Source organism: Enterobacter cloacae complex sp. P15RS (genome assembly GCF_014895905.1).
Lineage (GTDB): Bacteria > Pseudomonadota > Gammaproteobacteria > Enterobacterales > Enterobacteriaceae > Enterobacter > Enterobacter quasihormaechei.
The window spans coordinates 126737-145901 of the sequence record NZ_JADBQL010000007.1 but is presented as its reverse complement, the minus strand read 5'-3'; the positions used below and the strand labels follow the sequence as shown (position 1 = coordinate 145901).

Here is a 19165-nt window from a genome sequence, read left to right as displayed (position 1 = left end):
CGGCTATGCCTTACCCGTCCTGGATGAGGGGTAGGCCCGGTAAGCGTAGCGCCACCGGGCTTAAACTCAGAAGTCGTAGCTCGCGCTCACCGAAACGTTCAGCGGTGCGCCATACACCACATACGATCCGACGTAGTCGTAATACTCTTTGTCGAACAGGTTGTTGACGTTAGCCTGAACGGCAAAGTCTTTGGTGACCTGATAGCGGCTGAACAGGTTCACCAGCCCATAGCTGCCTTGCTCCGCGCGGGAACGTCCTGCCGGACCGCCTTCCACGTCCGTCCATACCTTGTTCTGCCAGTTTACACCACCGCCCACGGTCAGCGCCGGCACCATGGGCAGCTGATAACGGGTGAACAGCTTCATGGTCGTGCGCGGCTGATCGGAACTGACGGCGTTACCATTTTTATCTTCAGCAATATAACGCGTCGCGCCGAAGGTCAGCTGCCAGTTATCGGTCAGGGCACCGTTGAGCTCGAATTCAACGCCTTTGCTGACCACGCCGTCCAGCGATTCATAAATCGACTCACCGCTCGGCATGTAGGTATAGGTGTTGCTTGCGACGTTATCCTGCTCAATGCGGAAAATCGCCAGCGAGGTGGTGAGGCGGGTATTAAACCAGTCGGCCTTCACGCCCGCTTCATAGCTTTTGCCCGTGGTAGGGTCGAGATAACGTCCGCTGGCGTCGCGCTTATCCTGCGGCTGGAAGATGGAGGTATAGCTGACGTAGGTCGACCAGTCCTCATTGATGTCATACACCAGGCCCGCGTACGGCGTTACGTCATCTTCGGTACTTTCCAGACGGGTGTTTGGGGAACCTGCCGGATTATAGCGAATGTTATAGCTGGTGTAGCGCGCGCCCAGAATCAGGTGCAGCGGGTCGGCCAGCGAGAAACGCGCGGAGGAATAGGCTGAAGACTGACGAATATCATCTTTGCTGTAGAGCTTCCACGGGGTCCACTGCGGATCGGCAATGTTCCCGTTCCAGTTCTTAAAGTTGCCGACGTCAACCATGCCGTATACCGCATCCGGCATGGTATTGTCGTAATGGTTACGCTGACGGCTGAAGCTGCCGCCGAACATCATTTCATGCTGACGACCAAAGAGATCGAAGCCGCCGCGCAGGAAGGCGTCGACTGCATCCTGTTTACGTTCCCCGCGGTTCCAGCCGCCGTAACCCACCAGGCCCGCGCCGGTCTCTTTATCAGGATAACCGGACATATACATCAGCTTAGAGTCAAAGTTGGTTTCAGCATGCATGCCATTGATGTGCGCTTCCCAGCCATTATCGAAACGCTGGGTCAGGTTAGCGAAGATGCGGGTGCTGTCTTTATCCGAATAGGCCCAGTCAGGCGCGACGGTCTGGCTGCGATTGTAGTTGGTCTTACTTCCGTCGCTGTACCAGGTCGGCAGGCCACCCCAGGTTGGGTCGGCGGTATGGCTTTCCTGATACTCATACCCTACCGAGAGGGTCGTGCTGTCGGTGACATCCGCGTCCATCACGCCGTAGAGGAATTTCTTCCGGTAGTGGTAGTTATCCACGAAGCTGTCGTTGTCCTGATAACCGGTGATAAGACGGCCCCGCACCTTACCTGACTCCACCAGCGGCGCCTGGAGATCCAGCACGTAGCGCTGCTTGTCCCAGCTGCCGTAGCTGGCGGAGACGTTGCCTTTAAATTCCGGGCTGTCCGCATGCTTGCGCACCATATTAACGTACGCCGCCGGGTTGCCCGTTCCGGACATCAGGCCGGTGGCGCCGCGGACCACTTCAATGCGGTCATAAATTGCGGTGTCGGCGGCGGTATCACCAAAGTTCCACACTTCACTGATGGACGTCGGCAGGTCGTCATAGGCGTAGTTGCTGACGAAAAATCCGCGTGAGTAAAACACGGTACGGTCGCTATCCTGCACCTGCGCCGTAATGCCCGTGGTGTTCGTCAGCACCTGGCCGATAGATTGTAGATTCTGATCAGCCATACGCTGCTGGCTAATGACGCTGACGGACTGCGGGATATCACGAGGGACCAGCAACAGTTTGGTGCCGGTAGTGGTGGTTTTTACGCTGTAATCCTGATCCTGGCTGGCAGACAGATCCTGTGTGTTGTCAAAACCTCCGTCGACGACGACGGTATCTTCGGTTGAAGCAGCGAAAGCGGCGGTTGGCGTCAATGCCATAGCAATGCAGGCTGCCAGCAACGAAGGTGTTGCGACAGGCTGGCGTTGCCCATCCCTGGTGTGATTAATGAAAGACATCATCAAACCCTTAGTGAATGGTGAAGGTGGTGCGCGACAGCTCCGCTAGCACGGGCTGACGTCGTTTTCTATGTTAAAAATGCGCATGAAAATGCAAATGCGAAATATACGCATTGTGATTAACGCTGTAAACAGATGTTTCGGGATGAACTGAAATCAGGTTTCAGAAAAGAAATGTCCTAAAGCGATGCCTCTTCAGCCAGATGGCGGACAATCAGGAAAGAAATCACGGGAGAAGGTTGAAAGGACAGGAGAAAGTCGCTCATACTCTTGTGTTGTGTCATGCAGTAAAACAGACAATGTGTGTTAACAACGGACGCACGACGCCAGATTAAATTTAAAAGGAAAAGGTCATGGCTGAAGAAACGATTTTCAGTAAAATTATCCGCCGCGAAATTCCGTCGGATATTGTCTATCAGGATGAACTGGTCACGGCTTTCCGCGACATTTCTCCCCAGGCGCCGACGCACATCCTTATTATTCCCAATATTCTCATCCCGACCGTCAATGACGTTAAAACCGAGCACGAAGTGGCGCTAGGCCGTATGCTTACGGTGGCCGCGAAAATCGCTAAGCAGGAAGGGATTGCTGAAGACGGATACCGTTTGATCATGAACTGCAATCGCCATGGCGGGCAGGAAGTCTATCATATTCATATGCATCTGCTGGGTGGACGTCCACTGGGACCGATGCTGGCACATAAAGGTCTTTAATATGTTAACTGGGCGTATTGCAGCGCTGATTGTGACGCTGGTAATGGTAGGGTGCAGCGCGCGTCCTGCCATCCCGGTCAGTGAAGAACAGACGCTGGTGATGGAGTCTTCAGTGCTTGCTGCGGGCATCACGGCCGAGCAGCCTTCACTGACCATTAGCGAAATCCAGTCTTCTGCCTCCTCTACGCTCTATAACGAAAGGCAAGAGCCAGTGACGGTGCATTATCGCTTCTACTGGTATGACGTGAGAGGTCTTGAGATGCATCCGCTTGAGGCGCCGCGCAGCGTGACCATTCCGGCAAGATCGTCGGTCACGCTCTACGGCAGCGCCAGCTATCTGGGTGCACATAAGGTGAGACTTTATCTTTATTTGTAAGGGGTGAACCTTGATTAAAACGATGAGCCGTTATGCGCTCCTGAGTGCCTTCGCACTCTTTCTGGCAGGCTGTGTGACGCGAACTGAAGAACCTGCACCGGTGGATCAGGCGAAGCCGGGGACGGAACAGCCCACAACGCCGGCGGAACCTGTGCCAACCGTGCCGTCTGTACCGACCATTCCGGCGCAGCCTGGCCCGATCGAACATCAGGACGATACCGCACAGCCTGCGCCGCGCGTGCGCCACTATGACTGGAACGGCGCGATGCAGCCGATGGTCGGCAAAATGTTGCAGGCACAGGGCGTTACGCCCGGCAGCGTGCTGCTGGTGGACAGCGTGAACAACCGTACAAATGGTTCCCTGAATGCGGGCGAAGCGACGGAAACGCTGCGCAATGCGCTGGCGAACAACGGTAAATTTACGCTGGTCTCAGCCCAGCAGCTCGCGGTCGCTAAGCAACAGCTTGGTCTGTCGCCTCAGGACAGCCTGGGTTCGCGCAGTAAAGCCATTGGTATTGCCCGCAACGTTGGCGCGCAGTATGTCCTTTATTCTAACGCGACGGGTAACGTGAACACGCCGTCGTTGCAGATGCAGTTAATGCTGGTTCAGACCGGCGAAATTATCTGGTCAGGTAAAGGTGCCGTTACGCAACAATAAGCGCACGCGTCATGATGTCCTGACGCGCTATTTCCCACAGTACCGTGTTATCGCGCCGCAAGCCCCCGTCGGGCTTGGCGGCGCGAGTTGCATTATTGAGCATGGTGAACATCGGCTGGTTTTACGCCAGCATCACGATGCCGCCGCGCCTGCCTCCCATTTTCGTCGTCAGTTCCGCGCCCTGAAGCGCCTGCCCGCCGACCTTGCGCCGCAGCCCCATCTCTTTATCAGGGACTGGATGGCGGTGACGTTTATTGCGGGTGAGATCAAACGCGAGCTACCCGATCCCCCGACGCTGGCAGCCATGCTGTATCATCTGCATCGCCAGCCGCGTCTGGGCTGGCGGGTAACGTTGCTCCCCTTGCTGGAACGCTACTGGCAGCAGGCTGCGCCGGGACGACGCACGCCATACTGGCTGGCGCAGCTGAAGCGGCTGCGTAAAGCAGGAGAGCCGCAGGCGTTACGCCTGGCACCGCTGCATATGGACGTCCACGCGGGGAATATCGTTCATACGGCGGCAGGCGAGAAACTTATCGACTGGGAATATGCCGGGGACGGTGACGTGGCGCTCGAACTTGCCGCGGTCTGGATGCCCGACGAGGCCTCGCGCGGACAGCTGATAGCCGCTTATGCCCGAAACGCCAACATGAATGCGCTCGCCCTTGCGCGGCAGGTTGCGCGCTGGCGGCCATGGGTAATCATGCTCATGGCGGGCTGGTTTGAAATGCGCTTTCAGCAAACAGATGACGAACAATTTATTGCGCTGGCAGATGATGCCTGGCGCCAGTTACAAACGAAAGGATAAGAGAGGTTGGTGTGGGTCCAGTAATGTTGGATGTTGAAGGTTTTGAGCTGGATGCGGAAGAGCGCGAAATCCTGGCGCACCCGCTGGTAGGGGGGCTGATTCTTTTCACCCGCAATTATCACGATCCGGCGCAGCTGCGTGAGCTGGTTCGTCAGATCCGCGCGGCTTCGCGCAATCACCTGGTGGTCGCGGTTGATCAGGAAGGTGGCCGCGTACAGCGTTTCCGGGAAGGGTTTACCCGTTTACCTGCCGCGCAATCTTTCGCAGCGCTGCTGGGAACCGAAGAGGGCGGTCAACTGGCGCAGGACGCTGGCTGGCTGATGGCCAGCGAGATGATCGCCATGGATATCGACATCAGCTTCGCTCCGGTGCTGGACGTGGGCCACATTAGCGCGGCAATTGGTGAGCGTTCGTATCATGACGATCCGCGTATCGCGCTGGCAATGGCGGCGCGCTTCATTGACGGAATGCATGACGCGGGCATGAAAACCACCGGCAAACACTTCCCGGGGCACGGGGCGGTGACGGCGGATTCCCATAAGGAAACGCCGCGCGATCCGCGCCCGGAAGCAGAAATTCGTGCTAAAGATATGTCTGTTTTCCGCTCGCTGATTACCGATAACAAGCTGGACGCGATCATGCCTGCGCACGTCATTTACAGTGATGTCGATCCGCGCCCGGCCAGCGGCTCTCCGCACTGGCTGAAAACCGTGCTGCGTCAGGAGTTAGGCTTCAACGGCGTGATTTTCTCCGACGATTTATCCATGGAAGGAGCGGCGATCATGGGCAGCTATGCTGAACGTGGACAGGCATCTCTGGATGCGGGTTGCGATATGATCCTCGTCTGCAATAATCGTAAAGGTGCGGTGAGCGTGCTGGATAACCTGTCGCCGATCAATGCTGAGCGTGTTACACAATTGTATCATAAAGGTTCATTTAGTCGTCAGGAGCTGATGGACTCGGCACGCTGGAAAGCGGTAAACGCCCGGCTCGAAGCCCTGAACGAGCGCTGGCAGGCACATAAAGCAGCCCTTTAATTCATCCCGGAAGGCGTAGCGTGGTGAGACGATGATCATCTATTTACACGGTTTTGACTCAAACAGTCCTGGTAATCATGAGAAAGTGCTGCAATTGCAGTTTATCGATCCGGATGTTCGGCTGATTAGCTACAGCACGCGTCATCCGAAGCATGACATGCAGCATCTGCTGAAAGAAGTGGATAAAATGTTGCAGCTTAATATCGACGATCGCCCGCTGATTTGCGGCGTAGGGTTGGGGGGATACTGGGCAGAGCGCATCGGTTTTTTGTGCGATATGCGTCAGGTCATTTTCAATCCTAACCTGTTCCCGAACGAGAACATGGAAGGCAAGATTGACCGTCCGGAAGAGTACGCCGATATCGCAACCAAATGCGTGAGCAATTTCCGTGAAAAGAACCGCGATCGCTGTCTGGTGATCCTCTCCCGCAATGATGAAGCGCTGAACAGCTCCCGCGCCGCCGAACTTCTGCATCATTACTACGAAATTGTCTGGGACGAAGAGCAGACCCACAAGTTCAAAAACATCTCGCCGCATTTGCAGCGTATTAAGGCCTTCAAAACGCTGGGCTGATTTCCCTGAACCTGATAGAGGCCCGGTACGCGAAAGCGTGCCGGGCCTCTTTTTTGTCGGTATTGTCTACTTTTAAACCATCAAAACTTGATACATATCAATTTTGGTATGACCAATGCGCCTGACGTGCTATTCTCAATGAATCTGAATGGTTTCAGCGCAGTAACCTGTTGTTAATTAAGGGTTATTCCTATAACTTTTAATTAACAATTGGTTAATAATTTGAGGGGGTCACGTTGACTACGCCATTGAAAAAGATAGTGATTGTCGGCGGTGGTGCTGGCGGACTGGAGCTGGCGACACAACTGGGTAAGAAGCTGGGGCGCGGTAAGAAAGCCAAAATTACGCTGGTGGATCGTAACCACAGCCACCTGTGGAAGCCGCTCCTGCACGAAGTGGCGACCGGGTCGCTGGATGAGGGCGTGGATGCGCTGAGCTATCTGGCGCATGCGCGTAACCACCATTTCCAGTTCCAGCTGGGCTCCGTGGTGGATATCAACCGTGAAAATAAAACCATCACGCTGGCCGAGCTGCGGGATGACAAAGGCGAGCTGCTGGTCCCTGAGCGCAAGCTGGCTTATGACACGCTGGTGATGGCGCTGGGCAGTACGTCCAATGACTTCAACACGCCAGGCGTGAAAGAGCACTGCATCTTCCTGGATAACCCGCATCAGGCGCGTCGTTTCCATCAGGAAATGCTTAACCTGTTCCTGAAGTACACCAATAACATGGGTGCCAACGGCAAGGTTAACATTGCTATCGTGGGCGGCGGGGCAACGGGCGTGGAGTTATCGGCGGAGTTGCACAATGCGGTTAAGCAGCTGCACAGCTACGGCTACAAGGGGCTGACTAACGAAGCGCTGAACGTGACGCTGGTGGAAGCAGGTGAACGCATTCTGCCGGCGCTGCCGCCGCGAATCTCCGGCGCTGCCCATAACGAGCTGACCAAGCTGGGCGTGCGCGTGCTGACCCAGACCATGGTGACCAGCGCGGATGAGGGCGGTCTGCATACCAAAGACGGCGAGTACATCAAGGCCGACCTGATGGTCTGGGCCGCTGGTATCAAAGCGCCTGATTTCATGAAAGATATCGGTGGGCTGGAGACGAACCGCATTAACCAGCTGGTGACCGAGCCGACGCTGCAAACCACGCGCGATCCGGACATCTTCGCCATCGGTGACTGTGCCTCCTGCGCGCGTCCGGAAGGCGGGTTTGTGCCTCCTCGCGCTCAGGCAGCGCACCAGATGGCAAGCCTCGTGCTGCACAACATCCTGGCGCAGGCGAAAGGCAAACCGATGAAAGCCTATGTCTACAAAGACCATGGCTCTCTGGTGTCGCTCTCCAACTTCTCCACCGTAGGCAGCCTGATGGGTAACCTGATGCGCGGCTCCATGATGGTTGAAGGGCGTATCGCCCGCTTCGTGTACATCTCTCTGTACCGTATGCACCAGATTGCGCTGCACGGCTACTTCAAAACCGGCTTAATGATGCTGGTCGGCCGTATCAACCGCGTGATCCGCCCGCGCCTGAAGCTGCACTAATTTCTCCCTCCCTCCGGGCCCGCCGGAGGGAGTTTTTAGCACATCATGCTGTTCATCCCGCTCCTGACGCTTAAGAGTTCTCCTAAACACGCCTTATGCCAGGTCAATGCCCCATTTTTTGATCCTTTGTCTTATTGGCGAAGCGCTTAGCGCGCTGCAAAATTGCTACCAATTGCAACAAAGGAGGAAGTCCCGTGAATAAATCAATGTTGGCGGGTATAGGGATTGGCGTCGCAGCTGCGCTGGGTGTGGCTGCCGTTGCCAGTCTGAACGTACTTGATCGTGGCCCGCAGTATGCGCAGGTGGTTTCCGCTACACCGATTAAAGAGACGGTCAAGACGCCTCGTCAGGAGTGCCGTAATGTTTCTGTCACCCATCGTCGTCCGGTTCAGGACGAAAACCGTATCGCGGGCTCCGTGCTGGGTGCGGTTGCCGGTGGGGTGATTGGTCATCAGTTTGGTGGTGGCCGTGGTAAGGATGTCGCGACGGTTGTCGGTGCGCTGGGTGGCGGTTATGCCGGTAACCAGGTGCAGGGCGCGATGCAGGAAAACGACACCTACACCACAACGCAGCAGCGCTGTAAAACCGTGTATGACAAGTCTGAAAAAATGTTGGGTTACGACGTAACCTACAAAATTGGCGACCAGCAGGGGAAAATCCGCATGGATAAAGATCCTGGCACGCAAATTCCGCTCGACGGTAATGGTCAGCTGATACTGAATAACAAAGCGTAAAAAAGATGTTCTCTGAACTTAGCTCCTCATGCGCTCAGGCTGAGGAGCTTTTTTTTTGCTTCAGAGCTTAAGCAGTTCTGGCCACAGGCGCAGCGTTGTTTGCGTAATACCCTGCAACTTTTCCAGCGTCGCGCCTTCACGGGCGCTGATTGACATCCCCTGCAAAATACAGCTCAGATACTGGGCCAGCTCCTGCGGACGGCAGTGCGCCGGAATTTCGCCGCGCTGCTGGCGCTGAGTCAGAAACGTACTGAGCGTCTCCTCCTGCATCGCATGACGTGATTTAACCGTGTTGGCTATCTCCTTCGACGATGCGGCGAGGGTGGCGGAGGTGTTGATCATAAAACAGCCCGCGGGCGTGTCTTTACTGGTGAAGCAGGTTGCAACCGCGCAGAAATAATCCCGCAATGCCTGCTCAACGGTTTTATCTTCACAGAACAGTTGCGCTTCATGTTTTGCCGCGAAGCGCGAGATGTATCTATCCAGAACGGCCCGGAATAAGCCTTCTTTGTTGGTGAACTCTGCATAGAGGGTAGGGGCTTTCGCGCCGGTTGCTTCCACCAGATCGGAAAGCGACGTGGCTTCATACCCATGCTGCCAGAAGAGCGTCATGGCCTTATCGAGCGCCGCATCCCTGTCGAACACTTTTGGTCGGCCACGGCTTTTCTTTGCGCAACTCGTGACGTCGGTTGTCATATGCCGTTGGTCCTCTGTTGATTTGTTGAATAATCATTATAAAAATAAATGCCTGCTACGACCAGCAGTGATTTCTGAAAAATAATTTTAATTTATCTTTATGAAATATAAGGCAAAACAAATTAATTTAATGGTCATTATAAAAATGGGTTGACGTGTGACCTGGATCACATCTATCATTTACCTATCGATCGTTAATTAAATAACTAACGACCACACCATCATCTGCTAAAGGTAAAAAATTATGAAAAACGTTAAAACCCTCATCGCTGCCGCCGTTCTGAGTTCACTCTCTTTCGCAAGCTTCGCTGCTGTTGAAGTTCAGTCTACTCCAGCAGACCAGCAGAAAGTCGGTACCATCTCTGCCACCGCCGGGACTAACCTGGGCTCTCTGGAAGATCAGCTGGCGCAAAAAGCTGACGAAATGGGTGCGAAATCATTCCGCATCACCTCTGTGACCGGTCCTAACACCCTGCACGGTACCGCAGTTATCTACAAATAAGCGTAACGCAACCCTCCGTTATGCCACTGCAATAAAAAACGCCCTGCTCATGCAGGGCGTTTGTCGTTATGACTGATTTACATCGACTGTTGAGCAACCTCATGATGCCGCGTGACGTTGGTCGGCATTCCCGAGCGCGCTTCCATCGCCCGCTCCATCACCGCGCCGTCGGTGTTGGCGTTTGTTTTAAAGCTCACCATAGCCGCATTCAGATTAATAGGCAGCGTCTGCGGATCGTCATTGATGTTTTTCGACAGCGGCTGGTGGATCTCAACCAGACGGACGCCACCCGGCTCTTCAGACACCTTAATCGGCGTGTTGATGATATTCACTTTCGTGCCAGGGGTAATCACGTTGTACAGCGTCTTGATGTCGTCATCGCGCAGGCGAATACAGCCGGAGCTGACGCGCATCCCGATCCCGAAATCCGCATTCGTGCCGTGCAGAAGATACACCCCACCGTAGGCCGCCAGGCGGATCGCGTGGTGCCCCATCGGGTTGTCCGGGCCAGCGGGAACCACAGCGGGCAGATCGATACCTTGTGCTTTATAGCGGGCGCGAATGTTTGCCGTCGGCGTCCAGGTAGGATTGGCGCGCTTATCAGAGACGGTGGTGACCATGGTCGGGGTAAGCGTATCGCCCCCCAGCTGGCCGATACCGATAGGGTAGACGGTGACTTCATTCTTGCCCGGCGGGTAGTAATACAGACGCAGCTCGGCGAGATTAATCACAATGCCCTGACGCGGCGCGTCCGGGAGAATGGTTTGCAGTGGAATCGTCAGCACGCTGCCGGCCCGGGGCACATAGGGGTCAACGCCCGGGTTGGCCTGCAACAGCGCCAGGAACCCGACATTATATTTTTTGGCAATTGCTTCCAGCGAGCCGCCATCATTTTCAACGACATGGAAGCGGTTCTGGCCCACAACGTTGCTGCCAGCAGGCGGAAGAGGCCAGGTATTAGCGCGCGCGGGCAGCGCAACGGCAACCGCTGCGGCCAGCGCAAACAGCGTGATCCAGCGGGTAAAACGCGATGAGGTCATCATTATCATAATCCATACAAATGATAAGGTTATTGTTTTATAAGGCGTTAATGATAAGTATGGCGAATGTATAGTCGGGAAGATTGGGCGAAGTGCAAAGAGTTTGTAAATTGTCCCCCACCAGCCGAACGCTGGCGGGGGCAATCATTTAAGCGATAGCGTTCTCTTCCAGCTGGCGCATAAAGTTACGCACCCAGTCCATGCGCGTTTTACGCTCTGTCAGATCCTGGGTGAATTTCAGACGCGTCGGGCCATCAAGACGGAAATGCTGCGGCTGTTTTTGCAGCAGGCCAATCAGCCACATCGGGTCGACGTGGTTCTTCTCGGCAAATTCAATCATGCCGCCTTTCTCGTTGCCTTCGAGCTTGCGGATCCCCAGCTTCTGCGCCTGCTGACGCAGCCGGGCGATATCCAGCAGGTTGCGCGCCGCGTCCGGCAGAATGCCGAAACGGTCAATCAGCTCAACCTTGATCTCCTCGAGCTCGCCTTCGCTTTTCGCGCTGGCAATGCGCTTGTAGAACGACAGTCGCGTGTTGACGTCAGGGATGAAGTCGTCCGGCAGCAGGGAAGGCATGCGCAGCTCCACTTCGGTCTGCTGGCTGGTGAGATCTTCCAGAGACGGTTCACGTCCGGCTTTAAGCGCGTCGACGGCATTTTCCAGAAGCTCCATATACAGCGAGAAACCGATGGTCTCCATGGAGCCGCTCTGGTCTTCACCCAGCAGCTCACCGGCGCCGCGGATCTCCAGGTCGTGCGTCGCCAGCGCAAAGCCCGCGCCCAGATCTTCCAGCGAGGCGATGGCTTCCAGACGCTTTTGCGCGTCGGTGGTCATCGCCTTCGGATGCGGCGTCAGCAGCCACGCGTAGGCCTGATGGTGCGAACGCCCGACGCGGCCGCGCAGCTGGTGCAGCTGGGCGAGACCGAAGTGATCCGCGCGCTCGATGATGATCGTGTTTGCCGTCGGAATGTCGATCCCGGTTTCAATGATGGTGGTACACACCAGCACGTTAAAGCGCTGATGGTGGAAGTCGTTCATCACCCGCTCCAGCTCGCGCTCGCGCATCTGGCCGTGACCGATGGCGATGCGCGCTTCCGGCACCAGCTCTGCCAGCCTGTCGGCGGCTTTCTGGATATTTTCGACGTCATTGTAGAGATAGTAAACCTGGCCGCCGCGCAGCACTTCGCGCAGGATCGCCTCGCGCACCACCAGATTGTCATACTCGCGCACGAAGGTTTTCACCGCCAGACGGCGCGCCGGCGGGGTGGCGATAATCGACAGATCGCGCATGCCGCTCATCGCCATGTTCAGGGTGCGCGGGATCGGCGTTGCGGTGAGGGTCAGGATATCGACATCGGCGCGCATCGCTTTGATGCGCTCTTTATGGCGCACCCCAAAGCGGTGCTCCTCGTCGACAATCAACAGGCCCAGATCTTTCCACTTCACGTCGCTTTGCAGCAGCTTGTGGGTACCGATCAGGATATCAATTTTGCCTTCGGTTGCCTGCTCCAGGATCTGCGTCTGCTCTTTGGCGCTGCGGAAGCGGGACAACATTTCGATACGCACCGGCCAGTTGGCGAAGCGGTCGCGGAAGTTGTCGAAGTGCTGCTGGGCAAGAAGGGTGGTCGGCACCAGCACCGCCACCTGCTTGTTGTTCTCAACCGCCAGGAAAGCGGCGCGCATCGCCACCTCGGTTTTACCGAAGCCCACGTCGCCGCAAACTAAACGGTCCATCGCCAGCGGCTGGCACATGTCGCTCAGCACCGCGTTAATGGCCTGAGCCTGATCCGGCGTAGTTTCAAACGGGAAGCTGTCGCAGAACAGCTGGTATTGCTCTTTATCATGCTTAAACGCATAACCCTCTTTGGCCGCACGCTGGGCGTAAATGTCCAGCAGCTCGGCGGCCACGTCGCGCACTTTTTCCGCGGCTTTCTGCCGCGCGCGTGACCAGGCGTCGCCGCCCAGCTTATGCAGCGGCGCGTTATCTTCGGCACCGCCCGCGTAGCGGCTGATCAGGTGCAGAGACGACACCGGCACGTACAGTTTGGCGTCGTTGGCGTAGGTCAGCATCAGGTATTCACCTTTGATGCCACCGGCTTCGAGGGTGGTCATACCCTGATAGCGACCCACACCGTGTTCCAGGTGCACGATCGGCTGGCCGGGATGCAGCTCGGCCAGGTTGCGGATCAGGGTATCCGGGTTGATGGTGCGACGGCTGTCCTGACGACGGCGCGCCACGCGTTCGCCCAGCAAATCGCTTTCACAAATCAACGCCAGGTTATTGAGCGTATCAATGAATCCGTGCTCGGCGGCGCCGATCATCAGATAGCGACCGTTACCGGTCGCCTCGCTCAGCCGCAGAATGCGTTTTGGTGCGACCTTAATCCGTCCCAGCAGTTCACCCAGCGCTTCCCGGCGACCTTCGCTCTCAACGGAAAACACCACCGGTCCGGTAAAAGATTCAAGAAACTTGCGCAGATTATCCAGCGGGGATTTCTGCTGCGCCTGGACGGCCAGATCGGGCAGCGTCCGGAACGCGAGATTGGTGTTCGCCGCCTTATCGGCAAGCGAGTCGGTTTTGAGCTGCATGCGCGGCCAGCGTTTCAGCTCGGCGTTGAGCTCATCGGTACGCAGCCACAGCATTTCCGGCGGCAACAGCGGACGCATCGGGTCCACGCCCCGGTTTTCAAAGCGGGCGCGCGTCTCGCTTTCAAAGCGGCTGGCGCTGGCGTCGATGTCGCCGGTATTCACAATCAGCGTGTTTGCCGGGAAGTAGCTGAACAGCGCCGGCAGCGGCTCGTTAAAGAACAGCGGCTGCCAGTATTCGATCCCGGCCGGCAGGGTGCCCTTGCTGACCTGCTGATAAATATGTTCAGCATCGCGCTTCACGTCGAACCTGTCGCGCCACTGGCTGCGGAACAGTTCGATGGCGGTTTTATCCGTCGGGAACTCATGGGCGGGCAGCAGGTTAATGGATTCCACCTCTTCCAGCGTGCGCTGGGTGTCGGCGTCGAACACGCGAAGGCTGTCGATCTCGTCGTCGAAGAAATCCAGACGATACGGCTGATCGCTGCCCATCGGATAGAGATCCAGCAGCGCGCCGCGCGTCGCGTACTCGCCGTGCTCCATCACCTGGTCGACATGACGATAGCCAGCGCCGTCCAGCTGCACGCGCAGGGCATCGCGCGACAGGCGCTGGCCTTTTTTCATCACCAGCGCGTGGCCGTGCAGGTAGCTGTGCGGGCAAACGCGCTGCATCAGGGTATTCACCGGCACAATCAGTACGCCGCGCTGCATGGTGGGAAGCTGATACAGCGTCGACAGGCGCGAGGAGATAATCTCCTGATGCGGAGAGAAACTGTCGTAGGGAAGCGTTTCCCAGTCGGCCAGGCTGAAGACCAGGCTGTCGGTGAACTGGCGGATCTCATCGTGCAGGCGCAGGGCGTTTTGCATGTCCGGGGCAACCAGCACCACCGGCCCTGGATGCCGCTCGGCAATTTCCGCCACCAGCGTGGCGCAGGCCGCGCCCGTCAGTTCGCCGAGCTGGCGTTGATCGCCTGGTTTAACAGGCAGGGAATAACGATAGTGTTCAGGCATGGCTATGTCAGAGTCTCTTGGGGATATACCAACAGTATTGGGGCATATCACTGATACGCAATGTCTTTATTATCCTCGATCGTTTTGCATTAGCAAATCGTAACCGCACAAGAGGAAAAGAGCCCCCGGATGGGGGCGGGGCAGGTTAGCGGGTAGCGGGCACGGGTGAAACACGCGCGGGTGGGGAGAAGAAAAAATCGCCAAAGAGAGCGGTGGAGAGCTTACGGGCCCCCAGCCCGACCAGCGTGCAGACGAGCAGGCTGATAAACGGATAGACCAGAATCAGCGCGAGTTCAGCCCAGACCGGCCAGTACGCCGCATCCATTTCGCCAATCAGGATCAGGCTAAACGCCTCAATTAAAATGCGGTGGGTGGTGTAAATCGCGATAGTGTTCGACCCGATGACGTTCAGCAGATTATTGGGGTGAACGGCATAAAGCTGCTCAATGCTGTAGAAAAGTTTCATGATGACCACGATCGACAGCAGAGAGAGCGGCAGAGGGACGTTAGCGAACCACAGCACCACGGACAGCGCGGCAGAGGCAACGAGTGCCAGCCAGCTGCGGCGCAGATCCAACCCTTTCATCCACGCCATCAGCTGCGCGCCGTACCATGCGCCGAGGCTGTAGTAGATCATATTGCGCACGACGCTGTTCATTCCCCACCACGGCAGCGGCAGGAAGTTAATGGCGACGCTTGCCAGCGCCAGAATCCCCAGCATCGGCAGTTTCCAGCGGCTCAGCAGTTTACAGAGCGTGAAGTAGACCACTAACGCGTACAGATACCACAGGCTGGTGCTGGCCGTGAGCATTCCCAGCACAAACCCTGAAACGGAATCGGCGTAGGCCGCATTGGATGAGGTTGCCAGTTCACGCTCGGGGGCGAGCCAGGCGTTCAGATGGGTCAGCGCCTGCCATTGCAGTACGCCCCACAGCGCCAGCACCCAGACGATGCTCCAGATGCGCTTGTCGAGACTGGTGCGCCAGTTCACCTCGTCAATGTATCGGCGGATCAAATAGCCGGAGATGAAGAAAAATACCGGCATACGGAACGGGGCGAGGTAAAGGTTAAAGTAGACCCAGCATTTGGCGAGAAGGCCTGATAGCGGATGCTGTAGCCCGTCCAGGTGAGGATAAAAGGTGATCACCGAGTGGTAAATTACCACCAGGCAGATGCACAGGCCTTTTATCTGGTTAATCCATAATGCTTTTTGTTTCATGGTGCGTGACGACCTTGTTGCCATAAACGAAACGCCGATTGTTGTAAAATGAAGCCCTGATGTAACGGGTAACAGTCTGTATCAGGACGATTTTCGGAAAAGGTGGAGGCTGTCTGGCGGAAGTTCGGTCAGTAGCATGATGATTTATCTGAATTTTTCGGAAAAATGATTACCGAATCTTACGGTTTCAGTCATTTACGCTTAACGGATTCGCTTATATACTCGTGGGTCTGCTATCAGCAAACAGACGGATTTCATGTATCAACCTGTCGCACTCTTCATAGGCTTACGTTACATGCGTGGGCGCGCCGCGGACCGCTTCGGTCGCTTTGTCTCCTGGCTTTCGACTATTGGCATTACGCTTGGCGTGATGGCACTGGTGACGGTGCTTTCCGTCATGAATGGCTTCGAGCGCGAGCTGCAAAACAATATCCTGGGGCTGATGCCGCAGGCCGTTCTCTCTTCCACTCAGGGTTCCGTTAACCCGCAACAGCTGCCGGAAAGCGCGGTGAAGTTACAGGGTGTCACCCGCGTTGCGCCCCTTACAACGGGCGATGTGGTGCTGCAAAGCGCCCGCAGCGTGGCGGTCGGGGTGATGCTCGGTATCGATCCGGCACAAAAAGATCCGCTGACGCCGTACCTGGTTAACGTGAAGCAAACCGATCTCGAGCCGGGTAAATATAACGTCATCCTCGGCGAGCAGCTGGCCGGGCAGCTTGGCGTTAACCGTGGCGATCGGCTGCGCGTGATGGTGCCCTCAGCCAGCCAGTTTACGCCGATGGGGCGTCTGCCAAGCCAGCGCCTGTTCAACGTGATTGGCACGTTTGCGGCGAACAGCGAAGTCGATGGTTACCAGATGCTGGTGAACATTCAGGACGCCTCGCGTCTGATGCGCTACCCGGCGGGCAATATTACCGGCTGGCGTCTGTGGCTTGACGCGCCGCTGAAGGTAGACACCCTCAGCCAGCAGGCGTTACCGGAAGGGACGAAATGGCAGGACTGGCGCGACCGTAAAGGCGAGCTGTTCCAGGCCGTGCGCATGGAGAAAAACATGATGGGGCTGCTGTTAAGCCTGATCGTGGCCGTTGCCGCGTTTAACATCATCACCTCGCTGGGGCTGATGGTGATGGAGAAGCAGGGCGAAGTCGCCATTCTGCAAACCCAGGGCCTGACCCCGCGCCAGATCATGGCGGTATTTATGGTTCAGGGCGCCAGCGCCGGCATCATCGGTGCGCTGCTCGGGGCGGCGCTGGGCGCGCTGCTCGCCAGCCAGCTCAACAATCTGATGCCGATCATCGGCGCGCTGCTCGATGGCGCGGCGCTGCCGGTGGCTATCGAGCCGCTACAGGTGGTTGGTATTGCGCTGGCCGCGATGGCCATTGCGCTGCTTTCTACGCTTTATCCTTCCTGGCGGGCTGCCGCCACTCAACCCGCTGAGGCTTTACGTTATGAATAAGATCCTGTTGCAGTGCGACAACCTGTCCAAACGCTATCAGGAAGGCGCTGTGCAGACCGACGTGCTGCACAATGTGAGCTTTAGCGTGGGTGAAGGCGAGATGATGGCGATTGTCGGCAGCTCCGGCTCCGGCAAAAGTACGCTGCTGCACCTGCTGGGCGGGCTGGACACCCCAACCGAAGGTGATGTGATCTTCTCCGGACAGCCGCTGAGTAAAATGTCGTCAACGGCGAAAGCCGAACTGCGTAACCGCGAGCTGGGCTTTATCTATCAGTTCCACCATCTGCTGCCGGACTTCACGGCGCTGGAAAACGTGGCGATGCCGCTGCTGATTGGTAAAAAGAAACCGGCGGAAATTAATGCCCGCGCCAGCGACATGCTAAACGCGGTAGGGCTGGGACATCGCGGTAATCACCGTCCGTCCGAGCTTTCCGGCGGTGAGCGTCAGCGTGTGGCGATTGCCCGCGCGCTGGTCAACAACCCGCGTCTGGTGCTGGCGGATGAACCGACAGGTAACCTCGATGCGCGTAACGCAGACAGCATTTTCCAGCTTCTCGGCGAACTGAACGCCGCGCAGGGTACCGCGTTTCTGGTGGTGACCCACGATTTGCAGCTGGCTAAGCGGATGGGCCGTCAGCTGGAAATGCGCGACGGTCGTCTGAACGCAGAACTGACGCTGATGGGAGCGGAGTAATGGCTTCACCGTTATCGTTACTCATCGGGTTACGCTTTAGCCGCGGTCGTCGCCGGAGCGGGATGGTATCCCTTATCTCCGTGATCTCCACCATCGGCATTGCCCTGGGCGTGGCGGTGCTGATCGTCGGCTTAAGCGCCATGAATGGCTTTGAGCGTGAACTGAATAACCGCATTCTGGCCGTTGTTCCTCACGGTGAAATCGAGCCGGTTAACCAGCCGTGGTCCAACTGGCAGGATGCCCTGAACAAAGTGGAAAAAGTGCCGGGCATCGCGGCGGCTGCACCTTACATCAACTTTACCGGGCTGGTGGAGAGCGGGGTAAACCTGCGCGCCATCCAGGTGAAAGGGGTAAATCCTCGTCAGGAAGCGCGTCTGAGCGCGCTGCCGCGCTACGTGCAAAATGGCGCATGGGCAAACTTTAAGGCCGGCGAGCAGCAGATCATCATGGGTAAAGGCGTTGCCGACGCGCTGAAGGTGAAGCAGGGCGACTGGGTATCGATCATGATCCCGAACGCCAGCGCCGACCACAAATTGCAGCAGCCTAAGCGCGTGCGTCTGCACGTGACCGGTATTTTGCAGCTAAGCGGCCAGCTCGACCATAGCTTCGCCATGGTGCCGCTGGAAGATGCCCGTCAGTACCTGGACATGAGCGACAGCGTGACGGGGATTGCCATTAAGGTTAACGACGTTTTCAACGCTAATAAGCTGGTGCGTGATGCCGGCAGCGTGACCAATAGCTACGTCTACATCAAAAGCTGGATCGGTACTTACGGCTACATGTACCGCGATATCCAGATGATCCGCGCGATTATGTATCTGGCGATGGTGCTGGTGATTGGGGTGGCGTGCTTTAATATCGTCTCGACGCTGGTCATGGCCGTTAAGGATAAGAGCGGCGACATCGCCGTGCTGCGTACCTTAGGGGCAAAAGACGGTCTTATTCGCGCCATTTTCGTCTGGTACGGTTTGCTGGCGGGGCTGTTTGGCAGCCTCTGCGGCGTGGTCATCGGCGTGGTGGTGTCCCTTCAGCTGACGCCGATTATCAACGGGATTGAAACGCTTATCGGCCATCAGTTCCTGTCCGGCGATATCTATTTTATTGACTTCCTGCCGTCTGAACTGCACTGGCTGGACGTTATTTATGTGCTTGTTACAGCACTTTTACTGAGTCTGCTGGCAAGCTGGTATCCGGCGCGTCGCGCAAGCCGTATCGATCCGGCGAGGGTATTAAGTGGCCAGTAATTTCGTCATGGTTTAGCGGTCTTTGGGC

At 56.7% G+C, this 19165-nt stretch carries 17 protein-coding genes; 12 read left to right on the top strand and 5 right to left on the bottom strand.

The genetic code is table 11. The annotated features are described in order from the left end of the window. Positions 1–66: 66 nt before the first annotated feature. Positions 67–2253, bottom strand: a complete 2187-nt coding sequence (gene fhuE, locus IM267_RS04935) for a ferric-rhodotorulic acid/ferric-coprogen receptor FhuE (protein WP_193032975.1) — start codon at positions 2251–2253, stop codon at positions 67–69. 353 nt (positions 2254–2606) lie between these two features. Between fhuE and hinT the strand changes: the two genes are divergently transcribed. The 8 genes from hinT (at position 2607) to IM267_RS04895 (ending at position 8691) form a co-directional block, all read left to right on the top strand. Further along, positions 2607–2966, top strand: coding sequence for a purine nucleoside phosphoramidase (gene hinT, locus IM267_RS04930; protein WP_193032925.1), 360 nt, complete (start codon positions 2607–2609; stop codon positions 2964–2966). A 1-nt stretch (position 2967) separates the two neighbouring features. Next, positions 2968–3342, top strand: a complete 375-nt coding sequence (locus IM267_RS04925) for a YcfL family protein (RefSeq protein ID WP_148385660.1) — start codon at positions 2968–2970, stop codon at positions 3340–3342. A gap of 13 nt (positions 3343–3355) precedes the next feature. Beyond that, positions 3356–4000 (top strand): penicillin-binding protein activator LpoB, encoded by a 645-nt coding sequence (lpoB, locus tag IM267_RS04920; protein ID WP_102749776.1) that lies wholly within the window; start codon positions 3356–3358, stop codon positions 3998–4000. Further along, the gene (gene thiK, locus IM267_RS04915) at positions 3981–4805 is read left to right on the top strand and encodes a thiamine kinase (protein ID WP_193032924.1); all 825 of its coding nucleotides are present in this window, start codon (positions 3981–3983) and stop codon (positions 4803–4805) included. Before lpoB ends, thiK begins: the two co-directional genes overlap by 20 nt. A gap of 11 nt (positions 4806–4816) precedes the next feature. After that, positions 4817–5842, top strand: a complete 1026-nt coding sequence (gene nagZ, locus IM267_RS04910) for a beta-N-acetylhexosaminidase (protein WP_193032923.1) — start codon at positions 4817–4819, stop codon at positions 5840–5842. A 31-nt stretch (positions 5843–5873) separates the two neighbouring features. After that, positions 5874–6416, top strand: a complete 543-nt coding sequence (gene ycfP / locus IM267_RS04905; RefSeq protein ID WP_032624474.1) for an alpha/beta hydrolase YcfP — start codon at positions 5874–5876, stop codon at positions 6414–6416. Between the two features lie 236 nt (positions 6417–6652). After that, entirely contained in the window at positions 6653–7957 is a 1305-nt protein-coding gene (locus IM267_RS04900; RefSeq protein WP_193032922.1) for an NAD(P)/FAD-dependent oxidoreductase, read from the top strand. 194 nt (positions 7958–8151) lie between these two features. Next, positions 8152–8691, top strand: coding sequence for a glycine zipper 2TM domain-containing protein (locus IM267_RS04895; RefSeq protein WP_074160888.1), 540 nt, complete (start codon positions 8152–8154; stop codon positions 8689–8691). A gap of 60 nt (positions 8692–8751) precedes the next feature. Here IM267_RS04895 and IM267_RS04890 read toward each other — a convergent pair whose 3' ends face one another. Continuing rightward, entirely contained in the window at positions 8752–9387 is a 636-nt protein-coding gene (locus IM267_RS04890; RefSeq protein ID WP_063449050.1) for a TetR/AcrR family transcriptional regulator, read from the bottom strand. Positions 9388–9631: 244 nt separating this feature from the next. On the opposite strand from IM267_RS04890, the gene bhsA reads away from it, so the two are divergent. Beyond that, positions 9632–9889 carry a multiple stress resistance protein BhsA gene (gene bhsA, locus IM267_RS04885; protein ID WP_006809234.1) on the top strand — a complete coding sequence of 86 codons (258 nt, stop codon included), beginning with the start codon at positions 9632–9634 and terminating at the stop codon, positions 9887–9889. A gap of 77 nt (positions 9890–9966) precedes the next feature. On the opposite strand, the gene IM267_RS04880 is transcribed toward bhsA, so the two are convergent. The 3 genes from IM267_RS04880 to IM267_RS04870 form a co-directional block, all read right to left on the bottom strand. Beyond that, positions 9967–10932 (bottom strand): L,D-transpeptidase family protein, encoded by a 966-nt coding sequence (locus IM267_RS04880; RefSeq protein WP_063866379.1) that lies wholly within the window; start codon positions 10930–10932, stop codon positions 9967–9969. Between the two features lie 145 nt (positions 10933–11077). Beyond that, the gene (gene mfd / locus IM267_RS04875; protein WP_102749694.1) at positions 11078–14524 is read right to left on the bottom strand and encodes a transcription-repair coupling factor; all 3447 of its coding nucleotides are present in this window, start codon (positions 14522–14524) and stop codon (positions 11078–11080) included. A 145-nt stretch (positions 14525–14669) separates the two neighbouring features. Beyond that, positions 14670–15743, bottom strand: coding sequence for an acyltransferase family protein (locus IM267_RS04870; RefSeq protein WP_193032921.1), 1074 nt, complete (start codon positions 15741–15743; stop codon positions 14670–14672). A 256-nt stretch (positions 15744–15999) separates the two neighbouring features. Between IM267_RS04870 and lolC the strand changes: the two genes are divergently transcribed. The 3 genes from lolC to lolE are packed head-to-tail and all read left to right on the top strand — an operon-like array spanning position 16000 to position 19137. Then, the gene (gene lolC / locus IM267_RS04865; RefSeq protein ID WP_063449046.1) at positions 16000–17199 is read left to right on the top strand and encodes a lipoprotein-releasing ABC transporter permease subunit LolC; all 1200 of its coding nucleotides are present in this window, start codon (positions 16000–16002) and stop codon (positions 17197–17199) included. After that, entirely contained in the window at positions 17192–17893 is a 702-nt protein-coding gene (lolD, locus tag IM267_RS04860; RefSeq protein WP_032624471.1) for a lipoprotein-releasing ABC transporter ATP-binding protein LolD, read from the top strand. The genes lolC and lolD overlap by 8 nt, the downstream gene beginning before the upstream one ends. Continuing rightward, positions 17893–19137: a lipoprotein-releasing ABC transporter permease subunit LolE gene (lolE, locus tag IM267_RS04855; RefSeq protein ID WP_063449045.1), complete on the top strand. Its 1245-nt coding sequence runs from the start codon at positions 17893–17895 to the stop codon at positions 19135–19137. Before lolD ends, lolE begins: the two co-directional genes overlap by 1 nt. The last annotated feature ends 28 nt before the right edge of the window (positions 19138–19165 follow it).

What these genes read in the sequence shown, in the direction of transcription:
- fhuE (WP_193032975.1), bottom strand. Translation starts at nt 2,253, where the DNA reads ATGTCTTTCATTAATCACACCAGGGATGGGCAACGCCAGCCTGTCGCA.
- hinT (WP_193032925.1), top strand. Translation starts at nt 2,607, where the DNA reads ATGGCTGAAGAAACGATTTTCAGTAAAATTATCCGCCGCGAAATTCCG.
- IM267_RS04925 (WP_148385660.1), top strand. Translation starts at nt 2,968, where the DNA reads ATGTTAACTGGGCGTATTGCAGCGCTGATTGTGACGCTGGTAATGGTA.
- ycfP (WP_032624474.1), top strand. Translation starts at nt 5,874, where the DNA reads ATGATCATCTATTTACACGGTTTTGACTCAAACAGTCCTGGTAATCAT.
- IM267_RS04890 (WP_063449050.1), bottom strand. Translation starts at nt 9,387, where the DNA reads ATGACAACCGACGTCACGAGTTGCGCAAAGAAAAGCCGTGGCCGACCA.
- bhsA (WP_006809234.1), top strand. Translation starts at nt 9,632, where the DNA reads ATGAAAAACGTTAAAACCCTCATCGCTGCCGCCGTTCTGAGTTCACTC.
- IM267_RS04880 (WP_063866379.1), bottom strand. Translation starts at nt 10,932, where the DNA reads ATGATGACCTCATCGCGTTTTACCCGCTGGATCACGCTGTTTGCGCTG.
- mfd (WP_102749694.1), bottom strand. Translation starts at nt 14,524, where the DNA reads ATGCCTGAACACTATCGTTATTCCCTGCCTGTTAAACCAGGCGATCAA.
- IM267_RS04870 (WP_193032921.1), bottom strand. Translation starts at nt 15,743, where the DNA reads ATGAAACAAAAAGCATTATGGATTAACCAGATAAAAGGCCTGTGCATC.
- lolC (WP_063449046.1), top strand. Translation starts at nt 16,000, where the DNA reads ATGTATCAACCTGTCGCACTCTTCATAGGCTTACGTTACATGCGTGGG.
- lolD (WP_032624471.1), top strand. Translation starts at nt 17,192, where the DNA reads ATGAATAAGATCCTGTTGCAGTGCGACAACCTGTCCAAACGCTATCAG.
- lolE (WP_063449045.1), top strand. Translation starts at nt 17,893, where the DNA reads ATGGCTTCACCGTTATCGTTACTCATCGGGTTACGCTTTAGCCGCGGT.